The sequence below is a fragment of the Sphingobium sp. B8D3A genome, assembly GCF_025961995.1.
Classification (GTDB): Bacteria; Pseudomonadota; Alphaproteobacteria; order Sphingomonadales; family Sphingomonadaceae; genus Sphingobium.
The window spans coordinates 1,999,176-2,014,169 of sequence record NZ_JAOQOS010000001.1; the positions used below are offsets into that span (position 1 = coordinate 1,999,176).

Here is a 14,994-nt window from a genome sequence, read left to right on the forward strand (position 1 = left end):
CGATGGTCCTCCAGGGATCTTGTCGCGCGACCAGCATGATCCTTGGGAGATGAGTGAACGATGACCGGCTTTGCGCTTCGCGACCTGATCGACGACCGCCCGGAAGACGGCGTGTTCCGCGTCAACCGTGCCCTGTTCCGCGACCCCGATCTGTTCGATCTGGAGATGAAGCACATCTTCGAAGGCGGGTGGGTGTTCATCGGGCTCGCCACGCAAGCCGAGGATCCCCACGATTATTTCACCGGCTTCATCGGTCGGGTGCCGATCATCGTCAGTCGCGACGGCGAAGGGGTGCTGCACTGTTTCGTCAATGCCTGTCCGCACAAGGGCGTGCGCCTCATCCAGAAGCTGTGCGGCAATGCGCGCCGGCACGTTTGCCCCTATCATAGCTGGACGTTCGACAGCGCCGGCGCGAACAAGAACATCAAGTGGCAGAAGAGCGGCTGCTATGGCGCCGGGTTCGACGATGAGAACCACGATCTGGCACCCGTTGCAAAGTTCGGCGAGTATCGCGGCTTCCTGTTTGCCAGCCTGAATGCCGACGTGCCGAGCCTCGATGAGCATCTGGGTGAGGCCCGCAAATTGCTCGATCTGGTGGTGGACAAGAGCCCGGAAGGGGTCGAGCTGGTGCCGGGCCGCGTCACCTTCACTTATGCTGCGAACTGGAAGATGCAGCTCGAAAACTGCTCGGACCAGTATCACTTCACCTCCACCCATCCGAGCTACATCCGCATTCTCGATCAGCGCGCCAAGGAGCAGGCGGAGGATGTCGTGCAGTCCTCGCTGGGGGCCTCCGATTTCTGGCAGGAGGAAGCCAGCGGCACCAGCGGCGGCACGATGAGCTTCGATCATGGCCATGTGCTCAACTGGGGCATCATGCCCGTCTCCTCGGCCATTCCGGAGTTTGAGCGGGCCGAACAGCTCGCCCGCGATCATGGCGAGGCCAAGCGCAACTGGATGTTCAACATGCGCAACCTCACGATCTTCCCCAATCTGCAGATCGCGGAAAATGCGTCGAGCCAGATGCGGGTCATTCGGCCCTTGGCTGCGGGCCTCACCGAGATGCAGACCTGGTGCATCGCGCCGCGCGGCGAGAGTGCGCAGGCGCGGACATTCCGCATCCGGCAGTATGAGGATTTCTTCAATCCGACCGGCATGGCGACACCGGACGACACCGTCTGCTATGAGGAAGCCCAGCTGGGCATGGCCGAGCAGGACCGTCCCTGGCTGCAAGGCCATGCCCGCGGCCTGACCGCCTCGAAGGAGGGCGGGAACATGTACGCCGACATGATCGACCTCAAGCCCGCGCGCAACGTCGTCGCGGACGCGCAGCTGTGCGACGAGAGCCTGTTCGCGAGCTACTATCGCGCCTGGGCGCAGCGCATGGCGGAGGTGATCGCATGAGCCAGCTGAGCCACGCCGACGCCGCACAACTGCTTTATCGCGAGGCACTGCTGCTCGACCGTCTCGATCTCGAGGCCTGGCTTGAGCTGTTCACAAAGGATTGCGTGTTCTGGATGCCCGCCTGGCGCGACGACGGCACGCAGACCGAAGACCCCGAGGCTGAACTCTCGCTGATCTATTATCGCGGTCGCCGAAACCTGGCGGACCGCATCCAGCGCATCCGCTCGGGCTTTTCGGTGGCGTCCGCGGTCATGCCGCGCGTGTCCCACATGATTGGCAATGTCATCGCCGAGCCGGCGGGCGAGGGGATGGCGCGCGTGAATTCTACCTTCATCGTGAATGTGCACGATGTGCGCAGCAATCGCTCGCACGCCTATTTCGGGCGTTACGAGCATGAGCTGAGACACGAGGACGGCGCGTGGAAAATCTCCCGCAAGGTCATCCGCCTGCTGAACGACCGGGTGCCGACGATGCTGGACGTCTACGGCATCTGATCGTCCTGCAGACGCCCGCTTACATCGCCCGGTAGAAGCGGATGCGGACGGCGCTCACCTTGCCGTCCGCCATCACCGGCTCCAGCGTGCCGAGAAACGCGCTCTGCCCCAGCCACTCATATTTGCCGAGCGGTGCCTCGAACACCGGGTGGGTGCGACCGGGCCGAGGCTTGCCGTCCTTGTCCGGCCCGCACAACGTGCCCTTGTTGACGACGTTGATGATCACGCCATCATCGGTGCGGATCATGTAATCGGCCTTGATGTCCGTGCAGCCATCGCTGCGCCGCAACTGCCAGTCCCATCCGCCGGGGATGATCGTGCCCTTGATGCCCGGTCCCTCAAACGTCCCGCCGGTGATCGGAATGATCAGGCGCTCGCCATAGGGCGTCTTCCCGGCCGGCATGGCCGGCGAGAGCGTGACCATCTCTTCAAAGGCGAACTCCAGGCTGGGCTTGCTGGGGTCAGCGTCGGCGGCTTGAGCCGGGAGCGCCAACACGGAAATCAGCGCGACTGCACAGAGGCCGCGGCTCATGGCTTTTCCTCCACGTCAGGTTGGGTGCAGGTGAAGCTGCTAGCCTTGGTGGCATCGCCGCCGGTATAGCGCGCATATCCCGGGAACGGACAGAGCGGGCGACTGGCCGATCCATCGCGGCGGCTCGCGGTCACGCCTTCCGGCACCTTGCCTTGCTCGACCCAATCCACCACGGCGCCGAGCAGATCGAACTGATCGAAAGCATTGCCGCCGCCGCAATGCGCCATGCCCGGGACCATGTAGAAGCGGCTCGCCTTGTCCCACGCCTCGCCATTGGTTTCGGACGCGCGCAGCCAGTAATCCCACGTATCCCAGGCCGAGAACCAGGGGTCGCTCACGCCGTGGAAGAAGAGGATCTTGCTGCCCTTGTCGAGGAAGGTGTTGAGGTTGGTCCAGTAGGATGTGTCGGTGAGCCGCTGCTGGGCGTTGTTGCGCACCTCATTGATGCGGGCATCGAGATCGATTGCGAGGTCGCGCAGTGGCGGGCCGAACACGCCCGGCGCGCCGGTGGTGATGTAGCCGGACACCGGCCCCGAGGTATCGACGATGCCGGTATCAAAAGGCACCGGCGCATAGAGCGGGTAACCGGACTTGTCGCGCGGCCCGGCAAAGGCGCGCTCAAGGGCCTCGACCTGCGCCTTGCTCAGGCACGAATCCCCCTTCGCGCCGGTGCATTGCAGCCGGGAAGGCTGGAAGCGGCATTGGCCCACATTCTCGATCATCCCGTCCTTCAGGCCATCGAGTCCGTCGCACTGGTTGAGCAGTCCCTTGAGGATGAGCTGGCGGTCCGCCGGCGAGAAGGTCCGGTCGATCAGGGGCGCGCCCTTGTTATCCTTGGGCGCGGCCTGGTTGAACATCACCTGCGCATAGCTCATGCCGAGGTTTGAATTGCCGGTCCGCATGGCCGGCGCGCCGACTACGATTCCATCGAACAGCTCGGGATAACGCTGTGCGGCGAGCATGCCCTCCCGACCGCCGGTCGAGCACCCAGTCATGTAGCTGCGCGTGGCCGATTTGCCGTAGAAGCCCTGTGCGATCGCCTTGCCGGCGAGCGTGACGGTTCGCACCGAGCTTTCCGCAAAATCCAGCGTCGCGCGCTGGTCGATCATGAAGGCGTTGTCGAACACCGCGCCTTTGTGGCCGCTGTCATGGCTGAGCACCGCAAAGCCGCGGGAGAGGGCAGGGCGGTTGCCGGCCGCGACCGGACCGATCGGCTCGCGAATGCTGCCATTCAGTCCGCCGCCGCCCATCAGAAGGAAGCGACCGCTCCAATCCTTCGGCAGCGCAAGGGCGAAGCCGATGCCATAGGTCTTGCCACCGGCGCCCGTGCGCTGGTTGATGACGCCATCCACGCGGCAATGTTCAGGAAGCACTAGCGTGGCGGGTGGCTCGCCCGGTGGCGGTGGCGCCTTGGAGGGGCCGGCCTGTACCAGCATGGCGCTGGTGATCTTCACCTCGGCGCCGAAATTCTGGCTGGTGAGGGCCGCACAGCGCTGGGCTGCGTCCTGTGCGGCTGCGGGCGTCGGCGTAAGGGCAGCGCCGGCCAGCAAGGCGGCCAGAGAGGCGATGGATTTGCCGTTCATATATTCTCCCCTGTCTTTGCGTCTTATTGGATCGTCGCCGTCGCGCACGCAAGGCGCTCCGCCTTAGTTAGGTGAGGTCGCTCAAGCCGATCTTTGCGCCTTCCAGCGCGGCCTTGTTAGCGGCCCGGCGCATCCGCTCGACCTCAAGGCGCTCCGGCGGCGCGAGTTCATCCGGCAGGGCGGCGAGGCTGGTTTCGTAGATGTCCTTGAAGTCTTCCGCAAATTCGGGGTGAGTGAAGATCAGGCCCCGGTTCTCGACCATGCCGGCAAAAATCTTCTCACCGGCCTCCAGCGGGTCCATGCCATTCTCAAAGGCGGTCGCGAACTGGCGGATTTCCGCCTCGTCCACCGGGGCGAAACCGCTGCCCGAAAATTCGGCCGGGCGCTTCAGCGCAGAGAGCGCAGCGTCCGTGGCGACCAGCGCCGGACAGACCAGCGAGACGCCAATGCCATAGGGCACCAGATTATAGCGCAGGCACTCCGTCAGGCCGCGCACCGCGAATTTGCTGGCGGTATAGATCCCGGCTTGCGGCCCGGAGAGATATGCCGCCATGCTCGCGACATTAACCACATGGCCGCCTTCGCCGCTCGCCTTGATCTTGGGCAGGAAGGACACGATGCCGTTCACCACCCCGCCAAAGTTGACGCCCATGATCCAGTCATAATCGGCAAAGCTGGCTTCATCGGTGGGGCCGAATACGGAGACGCCGGCATTGTTCACCAGCACATGGCAGGCGCCGAAATGGTCGACGACCTGCTCTGCCGCCTGCTGGAACGCCGCCCGGTCGGTCACGTCGAGCTTGATCCAGAGCGGCACTTCCCGCCCGCGCTCCTCGAACCATTTGGTACAGTGCGCGCGCTGCTCTTCATTGCGGTAGGAGAGGGCAAGGCGCATGCCAGCGTTGCTGAAAGCCCGCGCGATCCCGAAGCCGATTCCGGTGCCCGCGCCGGTGATGAACGCGACCTTTCCGGACCAATCCGTGCTGCTCATGATGTCTCTTTCCTCTCGCCGGCTATTTGTGCTTTGTTGGCAAAACATACAGTCAAAGAGAGAGGAGTCGATAATGTCTGAGGTGGAATCGCGCCTGGCCAAGCTGGAAAAGAAGGTCCAGGAACTCGAAGATATCAACGCGATCCGTCGGCTCCAATGGGCCTATGGCTATTATATCGACTATAACCGCCCCGAGGAGGTTGCCGGTCTCTTCGCCAAGGAGGGTGTCGTGGTGTTCCTCTCCGGCGAATATGTCGGATATGAGGGCGTGATGCGGCTCTATGGAACATGGTTCCAGAACCTCTTCACCGGCGGGCGGCGCGGCCCGGTCCATGGCCTGTTGCTCGATCATTTTCAGTTGCAGGACGTCATCACGATTGGCGAGGACGGCCAGACCGCCAAGGGTCGCTTCCGCGGCATTCTCGCCGGTGGCTGGCATGACGACGCGCTGCACGAAAAGCCCGAAGGGGTGCCGCAGCAATTCTGGGAGTCCGGCATCTACGAGAATGACTATGTCAAGGAAGACGGCGTCTGGAAGATCAAGCGCCTCGACTATATGATGCAGTGGCAGGGCGACTATGAGAAGGGCTGGGCGCACACCACCGCGCACCTGCAGCCGGCGCAGAAACCTTATCCGGAAGATCCCAACGGCCCCGACCGCATCCTGCCCGAGAAAGAAGTGCGGCAGACCTGGCCGCACCGCTACGAAGTGCCGATGAGTTTTGCGCACCCGGTGCTCGGTCGCAGCTTCATCGTCGAGAATTTCACGCCGATGATGACCAAGCAGCCGCGGGGTAACTGACGGCCCGACACGTCGCCTGGCGGTTCACTCTGCCGGGCGATCCTGCGCGAAATGCACCGCCAGCCAGACGGTCGGCGGTGCTGCCTGCGTCCAGACGACGCGATGACGGACGTGAGCAGGGATAAGCATCGCGTCGCCGGGCGAGAGCGCGCACTCGCCCCGATCCTCCAGCCAGAGCCGGGCGCCGCCGGCCAGCAGCAGCACCCACTCGTCATGCGGCTGATCGTATGGCGCGACCTCGGGCGTCACTTGCCCCTGCGACACGATCCGCTCGATCCGGGCGCCTGCCTTTTCGAGGATCAGGTCGAAGACTTCCTCGACGCTGGCATCGGGAAGCGGTGCGAGGAGGTTGATGACCCCCTGCGCCTTGCCTTCATTCTCCGCCAAGGGCCTGGGCCGCCTGGGTGAGCAGGACGGCCGCGCGCTCCTCAAGCTCTGATGTAGCCCGCGCAACCGGGATGGCGGCGCTGATCGCGCCGACCAGACTCCCGCCCACATGCACGGCATGGCCGATGCCGATGATGCCGGGGGTGAACTCTTCCGCAGTGCGCGCAATACCGGTTTGCGCGATCTGTGCCAGTTCGCGGCGCAGCTCTGCCTCGGCAGTGCGCGTCTGTGGCGTGAACGCGGCGCGACTGGCCGCCGCGAAATAGGCGTCCAACTCCTGCGGATCGAGCGCGGCCAGAATGGCCTTGCCGGCGGCAAAGGCATGGAGCGGGACTAGGCGGCCAACCTCGATGGTATAGCGCAGGGCTTGCGGCGCCACTTCCCCCGCAATCGCCTCCATATTCTCACCATGGCGGACGAAGAAGGAGACGGTCTCGTTGAGTTGCCGCGAGACTGATCTCAGCACCGGATAGACCCGGTCCTTGAGCGGGATGGCCTCGGGCGCTGGGTTTAGACGGGCGAGCGCTGGCCCGAGCGAATGGAGCCGGCCGCTGCGTAACAGATAGCCGCGCTCGACCAGCGTCCCGAGCAGATAGGAGAGGCTGCTGACGGGAATCGCCAGGGAGAGCGCAATCTCGGCAGCACTGACCGGACGGCCACTGCTGACGACATATTCCAGAATGTCGAGCGTCCGCGTGGCCGATTTGACCGACGAGGACTCCGCCTTCGCTTCCATGCCGCGATCCCCCAATAGCCGTCGGCGGGCCTGCCCTATTGTGCCCGCCTCACTGCTTAAGCCCGAGCATCTGCCGGGTCTCACCCGGCGTGGCAAGCTCACCGCCGATCTTCTCAAGAATCTCGACGCCCTGCCGCACCAGATCGGCATTGCTCTGCGCCAGCACGCCCTTGCGCAGGTAGATGGTATCCTCGAACCCGACCCGCATATGCCCGCCCAGCAACACGGACTGCGCCGCCATGGGGAAGCTGTGGCGGGAAATGCCAAAGCCGGTGAAAGGCGCACCGCGCGGAATCTGGTTCTTGGAATACATCATCGCCTCCGGCGTCGCGGGCAGACCATATTTGGTGCCGAGGACGAAGGTGAACGGTGCGTTCTTTGGAATGAGGCCCTTGGCCATCAGATCGTCCGCGAAGACGAAATCGCCGGCCTCGAAGCATTCGATCTCGGTCAGCACGCCGGCATCCTGCAGCATGGTGCCCATCTTACCGACGATCATCTCCAGATTCATGGCGATGCCGCCCCACAGGTTCATGGTGCAGATATCGAGCGTGCACATGTCGGGCTTGAGGTCGAGGATGTGCTCGATCCGCCGCTCCGCCGTGAACATCAGGGTCTTTTCCAGGTCCGGCATCGCCGGCTCGTCGGCACTCTTGGGAAACCACATGCAGCCCGGGCCGGTCGTGACGTTGAGGATCACGTCGGTGTTCTTTTCCCGGATCAGGCTGACGACCTTGCGATAGTCGTCCATCTCCTGGCTCGGCGTGCCGTCCTCGCCATTGCGGACATGCACATGGATGATGGACGCACCGGCTTCGGCAGCATCGAGCGCCTCCTGCGCCACATGCTCGGGGCGGAAGGGGAAGTTGGGATGCTTCGGCATCGGCGATGCGCCGGTGATCGCGCAGGTAATGAATGTCTTGCTCATTTATTCTCTCCTATCGGACACCGGCGCTCGCCGCTCATGCTGCGCGCAGCATAAGTCTTAGCGCGCCCGCTCCACCATGACTTCCAGCAAGCGGGGGCCGCTGCCGGCAAACAGATCCCGGATCGCATCGTCCAGCGCTGCGGGGTCGGAAACGCGCGCACCGGGCACGCCCATGCTCTCACCGAGTTTGACGAAATCGATGCCCGGCAGTTTGCTGCCCACCACCTCGATATCGAACAGCGCGCCGAACTGGTCGAGCGCCGCATAGCCGCCATTGTTGACGATGAGGAAGCGCACGTCGAGCTTGAGGTCGCCCGCCGTCCAAAGGCCCTGAATCGAATACATCGAAGACCCGTCGCCCAGCAGGCACAGCACCGTGCGGTTCGGTTGCGCAAGGGCAGCGCCGACCGCAGCAGGCAGCGCAAAGCCCAGCCCGCCGCTGGCGGTGGCCATGAACTCATCCTCGAGCCGGATCGGGAAATGATCGTGCAACGGCCCGCGCGTGCTCGGCGCTTCCTCGCTGATGATGATGCCCTTGGGGCGCAGGGCATCGAGGCGCTGTATCAGATGTGGCTCGAAAATGGCGGCGCCATCGGCGCTTTCCGGCGCATGACTCGTGGCAGGCGCCGGCGCCGTGCGCGGTGCAGCATCGGATGCAGCATTAAGGCGCGCAATCGCGTCCGCGACATTGCCCACGATGGCCGTGCCGACCGGAGTGCGGGCCGCCGTGGCTGGATCATCGACAATCTGGATGATCTGCGCGCCCTCGGGCACATAAGGGCCGAAGCCCTCGACATGATAAGTAAAGACCGGCGCCCCCAGCACCAGTACCAGATCATGGCCATCCAGCGCGCCCACAATGGCTTCACGCGAAGCTGGGAGAAAGCCCGCGAACAGGGCATCGTCTTCCGGGAACACGGCGCGGGCAGCCATTGGCGCGACCCACACCGGCGCCTGATGCGCAGTCGCCAGGGCATGGAGCGCGGCGCGGGCATTTTCGCGACCCACGCCTGCGCCGGCAACAATCACGGGCGATTTCGCGGCGTTCAGTGCATCGGCGGCGGCACCGATGAGGGCAGGGGACGCCATCGATCCCTGAGAGACAGTCGAGGCACTGATCGGCTGGCAGGCCCGATCCCAATCGTCGATGGGCACGGAGACGAACACCGGACCGCGCGGCGCCTGCATCGCCATATGATAAGCGCGCAGGATGGCCAGCGGCACATCCTCGGCGCGCGCCGGCTCGCACGTCCATTTGACGAAGGGTTGCGGAAACTCCGTGGCGCGCTCGGCATAGAGGAACGGGTCGTAGGGGAAGATGCTGCGGGCCTGCTGCCCTGCGGTGATCACCAGCGGCGTCTGGTTACGGAACGCGGTGAAGATGTTGCCAAGCGCATGGCCCGTGCCGGCAGAGGAATGCAGGTTAACAAACGCAGCATTGCCGCTCATTTGCGCGAAGCCGTCCGCCATACCGACGACGACGCTTTCCTGCAGGCCCAGGACATATTGGAAATCCTGTGGCATGTCGCGGAACAACGGCAGCTCAGTCGAGCCGGGATTGCCGAATAATGTCGTCATGCCGAGATCGCGCAGCAGGCTCATCACGGCATCGCGCACCGTCGGTCCTTCGACTGCCTTGGGCTTCTCGACTGCCAGACCCCGCGCCGTCATGCCGCCGCTCCCATGATGTTTGTTGCTGCCGTCATTGTCATTCTCTCTATATATGAAATTATCACATACGCGAACGCATAATCGCGCCTGCGGCAGGGCCGTCAGCCCACGCAAAGTAATTAACATGTTCAGCAAAAGATGGAAGCGGCAACGCTAGCTCGTCACCGCATGGCCGATCCAAGCCACACCCGAAGAAGAACGGGCGCGGCTTGTCGAGGATCAGGCCACCGGTCAGGCATCCATCACAAGGACGGGCTTCACCACCGCGCCGCTCTCGCCGGCATGGAAGGCTTCATCGATCTGCGCGAACGGGAAGGTCTTGATGAGCCGGTCATGCGGGAAACGACCCGCAAGATGATGGTCGATCAACTCGGGCAGGAAGCCGAACAGATCGGAATCGCCACCCAGGATTCCCATCAGCCGCTTGCCGCCACCCATGAAGGCTGACTCGTTGAGTGTCAGATTGGCGGCGGGGTCGGATGCACCGACGATGCCGACGATGCCAAGCGGCGCAATCAGTCCGGCGGCGCTCTCGATGATCGCCTTCAGACCCGTCGTATCGAACGCATAGCCCAGACCCTGCGGGCAGAGTTTGCGGATTTCCTCCTCCGCATTGCTGGTTTTGCCGTTGATCGTGTGGGTCGCGCCCAGTTCGCGGGCCAGCGCGAGGCGATTATCGTGGATGTCGACGGCAATGATCGGGTTCGCGCCCGCGATCTTGGCGGCCATGATCGCGCCGAGGCCGACAGCGCCCGTGCCGAAGACGGCGATGGGCATGCCGGCGCGCACCTTCATGCTGCGCAGCACGGCACCGGCGCCGGTCATGAAACCGCAGCCGAGCGGCGCGAGGGTCGAGAGGGGTACATGGGCGGCGCTTTCGGGCACCTTCACGACGTTGCGGGCATGGCCGATGGCGTGAGTGGCGAAGGAAGACTGGCCAAAGAAATTCGCATTCACGCCCTCGCCATCGCGATGCAGCGTGTGGCTGCCGTCCGGCCTCGTGCCGATCCAGTTCTCGGGCACGAAATTGTAGCAATAAGTGGGCTTGTCGACTTCACAGCTCGGGCAGGTGCCGCAGCTGTTGAAGCTCATCAGCACCCGGTCACCGGGCTTCACATGCGTCACCTCGGACCCGACCTTCTCGACCACGCCGGCGCCTTCATGGCCCAGCACCATGGGGAGCGGGGTCGGGAGCTGCCCATCGCGTGCGGCCATATCGGTGTGGCAGATACCGCAGGCGTGGATGCGCACCAACACCTCGTCAGCGCGGGGCTCGTCCAGCGTCACGGCTTCGATAGCGAACGGCGCTTCGCCGCCCTTGCAGATGGCGGCCTGTGCGGATGTGGTCATGCGTGTCACTCCTGTTCTGGTCTTGGCTTGAGGCAGCGCGATATTGCTCAGCCGAGCCGGCCGAGCGACATGCCGCCATCGATCATCATCTGCGCTCCGGTTACATAGCTCGATGCGTCGGAGGCAAGGAACAATGCCAGCGGCTTGATCTGATATGTCTCGGCAATCCGCCCCATCAAGGTCGCATCGTCCCAGGCCTTGCGAACCACGGGGTCCTTGAGCGATCCATCCGCGATGTTTGTGACGAACGGCCCGGGCAAGATGGCGTTGACGCGGATCTGATAGGCCCCCAGCTCCAGCGCGAGGTGGCGCACCATATGGCTGACCCCGGCCTTGGACGGCATATAGGGCATGGGCACAATCGGCTCGCAGATCACGGCGGCGTTGGATGACGTAGCGATGATCGAGCCGCCTTTGCCGCCCTTCTTCATCAGCCGCGCAGCATCGCGCATCGTATTGTAGGCGCCGGTCAGGTTGATCGCGATGATCCGGTCCCAGATCGCCGGATCGTAGGTGTCGATCTGGCCCTTCGGGTCGCGGCCGCCTTCTGGCTTCCAGAAGCCGGGGCCGATCCCAAGGCCGGCATTGGCAAAGGCGATGTCCAGTCCGCCATAAGCAGCCTCGTGCGCATCGAACACCTGGGTGGTGCGGGCGCGGTCGGAGACATCGAGCTGGTCGGCGCGCACCTCATAGCCTTGCGCGCGCAGGCGTGCTGCTTCCCGCTCGGCGGCGGCACCATCGACATCCGTCAGTGTGACCCGTGCGCCGGCTTCCGCCATCGCCTCCGCATAAGCGAGGCCGATGCCGGAGGCGGCGCCTGTCACGAGCGCGCTGCGCCCCGCGATGTCGAACTGCTCAAGTGCCTTGGGGGGCTGTCCCGTGCCAGCATCGGTCATTCTGTGCGGTCCTCTCCGGTCAGGCGCGTTCAGGCCGGGTCTTCGTCGAACACATTCAGTTCGATCTGCACGCCTGTGGGATCGTGCAGGAAGACCTGTGTCATCTTGATCACCTCGACCCGATTCTCCCGCCAGGGCACGCCATGCGCCTCGAGCCGCTCGACTAGCGGTCCAAGGCCGACACACTGGAACGCAACATGATCGAGGCCGCCAGTCGTCCCAGTGATATCGTCGTAAACCCCATGTTCGGACAGCGCGCCGGGCGTGCTGATGTGGACGATCGGATCGTCCTTGTGATCATACATCCACCGGACCATTGTCCGGTCCAGATTGGACGGCGGATCGCGCTCCTCAAGCAGCAGAATGTCGCGGTAAAACGCCACCACCGGCGGCAGGTCACGGGTGCGGATGTTGACGTGGTCGAGCCGTTTGATGAGCATGTACGAGTCCTGTTCGTGGGAAGGCAGGCGGTCGGCTTATTGATAGTGTCCAAAGTATCTGCGGCGCAACCGCTTCTGGCCTTTTTGTGCGGCGATTGTGCGCACAATAAGATCGGGAGAGGCGATGGTGCGCCCCTCCCGATCCATTGGCTTGACGAGGCGGTCAGAAACTGCGGCGCACGGAGACCGCCCAGGTCCGTAATGGCGCGGGCACGCCCGTTACGACGCCAAGCGACGCGCTGACATCGCTCTTGGTCAGGAAGTAATATTTGTTGAACATGTTCTGCACTTCCAGCGAGATGCGCCAGTCCTTGTCCGTCGTGGTGAAAGACAGGCGGCCATTGGCGAGGAAGTTGCCCTCCACCCGGCTCCACTCAGAGTTGGATGTCTCGGTGAAGACATCGGACTGATAGGAGCCATCGAACCGCACGCTCACCGTGCCGGGCGTGATCTCATGATCATATTGCAACCCGAAGCTGTAGGTCCATTCCGGCGTGTAAGGCGTCACCGCATCCAGTGAAATGCCGGACGTGCCGACTTCCTTATACTGGAAGTTGATGTAGCTGAGGCTTCCATCGACGGTGAATCCCGCGAACGGATGAATGGTCGTTTCCAGCTCGAAGCCCTTGACGTCCGCCTTGCCGACATTGGTTGGCTTGAGGCACGGCACGGACGGGCAGGCCGAGAGCGTGAGGATCATGTCATTATATTTGTTCAGGAACACGGCGCCGTTGAGCCGCACGCGCCGGTCGAACAGGTCGGACTTGAATCCCAGCTCATAGGTGGTGAGCGTTTCCGGGTTGAAGCTGCCGAGTTGGTTGCAGGGTGCCGGAGCGACATAGCCCGGTGCCGTGCACGAACCCGCCGACGGGCCGAAGAACGGCCGAGGATTGACGCCGCCGCCCTTGAAGCCGGTGGCGACTGAGCCATAGACCAGCAGTTCCGGCGAGAATCGGAAGTCGGTGGAAATCCGCCAATCCCAACGATCGCCCTTGAAGCTGTCGCTGACATTGTAGAGGCCGGAGAGCAGGCAGTTGGGCGTGTTGCCGATGCCGGTCGGTCCTGCGGTCGGTGCGCCCTGGAAGAACTCGCAGATCGGGAGGGACGGCAATTGCGCCGGCGTCCAGTTGCCGAACGGAACCGTGCCGTCCGGGTTGCGGCGGAAGTAGGTGTAGGTCTTTTCATCACGCGTGTAGCGCAGACCGCCCGAGATGCTCCATCCTTCCAACGGCCGGATCACGCCATTGGCGAACAGCGCTTTGGAAGTGGACGGCGTGGTGTCGGGACCATGCAGGAAGTCGATGCCGGCATAGTTCAGGTCGACACGGGCGGAGTAGGTGCCTTTCTGATCGAAGTAGAAGCCGCCGAGGGTGAAGTCCGCGAACGTGCCGACCTTGCCGTTGAGGCGCAGCTCCTGGCTCCAGGCATGATGGTCGAGCTGGTTATCCAGTTGCGCGACGGGAACAGGGGTCGCGTCCTGATCCTGCCCAAAGTTCGACTGATATTCGCGATAGGAAGATATCCACACGACATTGAGGCTGTCGCTCAACGTCCACGTCACATTACCGTGAATGCCCCAGCCCTTGAAGTCCTGGTTCTGCAAGGCCGTGTAGGGCTTGTAGGGGGATTGGGACGTGGGCAGCATTCCATCCACGAAATTGGCGTAGCTGATGAAACGGCGGTCGCCGCCATAGGACGAGCTGGCCAGGGAATCGCAGCCATAGACCCCATAAGGCACGAAGGCGCAGCCTACCGGCACGGGGCTGCCATTCTTGCCCGGCAGCCAGGCACCGCCGTTGGCATTCGTGCCGGGGTTAGGGATGGCCGGGTTGAACGGATTGGGGTTGGTCGAGGTCGGCCCCGGCAGACCCGCCGCGACTAGGACGGTTGGCGCCGGCTCCGACTTATCCGACGTGTAGTCCCCGGACAGGTTCACTTCGAGCGCATCGGATGGCAGCCAGCGCAGCGCGATCCGCCCGGCGACATAGGATTGGCCGCCCTGCGTCCCGACAACGGGATCGGCGCCCCGATTGTTGCTGGCCGGCACGTTGGAGCCGGGGTGGGTCGCGCCATAATCCAGAAGTTTGAGGTAGCCATCGCGGCTCTTCGCGGCGCCGGACAGGCGGACGAACAGATTGTCCGTCACAGCGAAGTCGGCCATGCCGCGCAGATCGAGACGGTTGTAGGAGCCGTAGGTGGCCTCGAGCGTGCCGCCGCCAGAACCATCGGGCTTGGCACTGAACAGCTTGATGGCGCCGCCGATCGAGTTCTTGCCCGCCAGCGTCCCCTGCGGGCCGCGAAGGATCTCCACCCGGTCCAGATCCATGAGGTCCAGCAGCGAGCTGGAGAGGGTCGGAATGTAGACATCATCAATATAGACGCCCACGCCGGGGTCGAGGGCATAGTTGAAGTCGGTCTGCCCCACGCCGCGGATGAAGGCGATGAGGCCGGCGCCGCCATTTTGCGGTTGTGGCCGCAAGGTCACGTTGGGTGACTGGTTGGCGATGTCGGCAATGCTGGTCTGTCCGCGCTGTTCCAGCAGGGCGGCGTTGACCGCCGTGATGGCGATCGGCGTATCCTGAAGCCGTGTCTCGCGAAACTGGGCAGTGACGATGATATCGCCGGTAACATCCGTATTCTGGGCACTTTGGGGCTGTTCGCCGCTCTGGGCATAAACCGGCGCGGCTAGCGCACAGGCCAGGGCATAGGACGCAACGGATCGCGCGCAAAATCTGCGCATGGGCAATCTCCTCTCCATGTTGCCGTTGCTGATTTTCATG

14 protein-coding genes and 1 pseudogene are annotated in these 14,994 nt (G+C 63.6%); 3 read left to right on the top strand and 12 right to left on the bottom strand.

Annotated elements, in window-relative coordinates:
* The first annotated feature begins 60 nt into the window (after positions 1-60).
* Both M2342_RS09215 and M2342_RS09220 read left to right on the top strand, forming a co-directional pair.
* On the top strand, positions 61-1,404 hold the full coding sequence (locus M2342_RS09215) for an aromatic ring-hydroxylating oxygenase subunit alpha (RefSeq protein ID WP_264578854.1): 1,344 nt from the start codon (positions 61-63) through the stop codon (positions 1,402-1,404).
* The gene (locus M2342_RS09220; RefSeq protein WP_264578855.1) at positions 1,401-1,898 is read left to right on the top strand and encodes an aromatic-ring-hydroxylating dioxygenase subunit beta; all 498 of its coding nucleotides are present in this window, start codon (positions 1,401-1,403) and stop codon (positions 1,896-1,898) included. The genes M2342_RS09215 and M2342_RS09220 overlap by 4 nt, the downstream gene beginning before the upstream one ends.
* A 19-nt stretch (positions 1,899-1,917) precedes the next feature.
* On the opposite strand, the gene M2342_RS09225 is transcribed toward M2342_RS09220, so the two are convergent.
* The 4 genes and pseudogenes from M2342_RS09225 to M2342_RS09235 form a co-directional block, all read right to left on the bottom strand.
* Positions 1,918-2,430 carry a DUF3237 domain-containing protein gene (locus tag M2342_RS09225; RefSeq protein ID WP_181559621.1) on the bottom strand — a complete coding sequence of 171 codons (513 nt, stop codon included), beginning with the start codon at positions 2,428-2,430 and terminating at the stop codon, positions 1,918-1,920.
* The gene (locus M2342_RS17105) at positions 2,427-2,957 is read right to left on the bottom strand and encodes a tannase/feruloyl esterase family alpha/beta hydrolase (protein ID WP_413715167.1); all 531 of its coding nucleotides are present in this window, start codon (positions 2,955-2,957) and stop codon (positions 2,427-2,429) included. Before M2342_RS17105 ends, M2342_RS09225 begins: the two co-directional genes overlap by 4 nt.
* Before the next feature lie 3 nt (positions 2,958-2,960).
* Positions 2,961-4,013, bottom strand: a pseudogene (locus M2342_RS09230) (tannase/feruloyl esterase family alpha/beta hydrolase); the annotation flags it as partial.
* A gap of 67 nt (positions 4,014-4,080) precedes the next feature.
* Complete coding sequence (locus M2342_RS09235) at positions 4,081-5,004, bottom strand: SDR family oxidoreductase (RefSeq protein WP_264578857.1); 924 nt, start codon at positions 5,002-5,004, stop codon at positions 4,081-4,083.
* A 73-nt stretch (positions 5,005-5,077) separates the two neighbouring features.
* Here M2342_RS09235 and M2342_RS09240 point away from each other — a divergent pair, with 73 nt between their 5' ends.
* The gene (locus M2342_RS09240; RefSeq protein ID WP_264578858.1) at positions 5,078-5,806 is read left to right on the top strand and encodes a nuclear transport factor 2 family protein; all 729 of its coding nucleotides are present in this window, start codon (positions 5,078-5,080) and stop codon (positions 5,804-5,806) included.
* Positions 5,807-5,830: 24 nt separating this feature from the next.
* Here the strand turns inward: M2342_RS09240 and M2342_RS09245 are convergent, their stop codons facing one another.
* From M2342_RS09245 to M2342_RS09280, 8 genes are all read right to left on the bottom strand, one after another.
* Positions 5,831-6,193 carry a cupin domain-containing protein gene (locus tag M2342_RS09245; protein ID WP_264578859.1) on the bottom strand — a complete coding sequence of 121 codons (363 nt, stop codon included), beginning with the start codon at positions 6,191-6,193 and terminating at the stop codon, positions 5,831-5,833.
* Positions 6,180-6,929, bottom strand: coding sequence for an IclR family transcriptional regulator (locus M2342_RS09250; RefSeq protein WP_264578860.1), 750 nt, complete (start codon positions 6,927-6,929; stop codon positions 6,180-6,182). The genes M2342_RS09245 and M2342_RS09250 overlap by 14 nt, the downstream gene beginning before the upstream one ends.
* 49 nt (positions 6,930-6,978) lie before the next feature.
* The gene (locus M2342_RS09255; protein ID WP_264572799.1) at positions 6,979-7,857 is read right to left on the bottom strand and encodes a 3-keto-5-aminohexanoate cleavage protein; all 879 of its coding nucleotides are present in this window, start codon (positions 7,855-7,857) and stop codon (positions 6,979-6,981) included.
* A gap of 57 nt (positions 7,858-7,914) precedes the next feature.
* Positions 7,915-9,528, bottom strand: coding sequence for a benzoylformate decarboxylase (gene mdlC / locus M2342_RS09260; protein WP_264578861.1), 1,614 nt, complete (start codon positions 9,526-9,528; stop codon positions 7,915-7,917).
* Positions 9,529-9,759: 231 nt separating this feature from the next.
* Positions 9,760-10,878, bottom strand: coding sequence for an NAD(P)-dependent alcohol dehydrogenase (locus M2342_RS09265; protein WP_264572800.1), 1,119 nt, complete (start codon positions 10,876-10,878; stop codon positions 9,760-9,762).
* A gap of 47 nt (positions 10,879-10,925) precedes the next feature.
* Positions 10,926-11,774, bottom strand: a complete 849-nt coding sequence (locus tag M2342_RS09270; protein ID WP_264578862.1) for an SDR family NAD(P)-dependent oxidoreductase — start codon at positions 11,772-11,774, stop codon at positions 10,926-10,928.
* A gap of 29 nt (positions 11,775-11,803) precedes the next feature.
* Positions 11,804-12,214 (bottom strand): VOC family protein, encoded by a 411-nt coding sequence (locus M2342_RS09275; RefSeq protein ID WP_264578863.1) that lies wholly within the window; start codon positions 12,212-12,214, stop codon positions 11,804-11,806.
* A gap of 163 nt (positions 12,215-12,377) precedes the next feature.
* Positions 12,378-14,954 (bottom strand): TonB-dependent receptor, encoded by a 2,577-nt coding sequence (locus M2342_RS09280; RefSeq protein ID WP_264578864.1) that lies wholly within the window; start codon positions 14,952-14,954, stop codon positions 12,378-12,380.
* Positions 14,955-14,994 lie beyond the last annotated feature (40 nt).

Bases quoted from the DNA above. Each gene is read 5' to 3' on its own strand.
- M2342_RS09240 (WP_264578858.1), top strand. From the start codon at position 5,078: ATGTCTGAGGTGGAATCGCGCCTGGCCAAGCTGGAAAAGAAGGTCCAG.
- M2342_RS09225 (WP_181559621.1), bottom strand. From the start codon at position 2,430: ATGAGCCGCGGCCTCTGTGCAGTCGCGCTGATTTCCGTGTTGGCGCTC.
- M2342_RS09220 (WP_264578855.1), top strand. From the start codon at position 1,401: ATGAGCCAGCTGAGCCACGCCGACGCCGCACAACTGCTTTATCGCGAG.
- M2342_RS09265 (WP_264572800.1), bottom strand. From the start codon at position 10,878: ATGACCACATCCGCACAGGCCGCCATCTGCAAGGGCGGCGAAGCGCCG.
- M2342_RS09235 (WP_264578857.1), bottom strand. From the start codon at position 5,004: ATGAGCAGCACGGATTGGTCCGGAAAGGTCGCGTTCATCACCGGCGCG.
- M2342_RS09215 (WP_264578854.1), top strand. From the start codon at position 61: ATGACCGGCTTTGCGCTTCGCGACCTGATCGACGACCGCCCGGAAGAC.
- M2342_RS09280 (WP_264578864.1), bottom strand. From the start codon at position 14,954: ATGCGCAGATTTTGCGCGCGATCCGTTGCGTCCTATGCCCTGGCCTGT.
- M2342_RS09255 (WP_264572799.1), bottom strand. From the start codon at position 7,857: ATGAGCAAGACATTCATTACCTGCGCGATCACCGGCGCATCGCCGATG.
- M2342_RS09270 (WP_264578862.1), bottom strand. From the start codon at position 11,774: ATGACCGATGCTGGCACGGGACAGCCCCCCAAGGCACTTGAGCAGTTC.
- M2342_RS09250 (WP_264578860.1), bottom strand. From the start codon at position 6,929: ATGGAAGCGAAGGCGGAGTCCTCGTCGGTCAAATCGGCCACGCGGACG.
- M2342_RS09275 (WP_264578863.1), bottom strand. From the start codon at position 12,214: ATGCTCATCAAACGGCTCGACCACGTCAACATCCGCACCCGTGACCTG.
- mdlC (WP_264578861.1), bottom strand. From the start codon at position 9,528: ATGACGGCGCGGGGTCTGGCAGTCGAGAAGCCCAAGGCAGTCGAAGGA.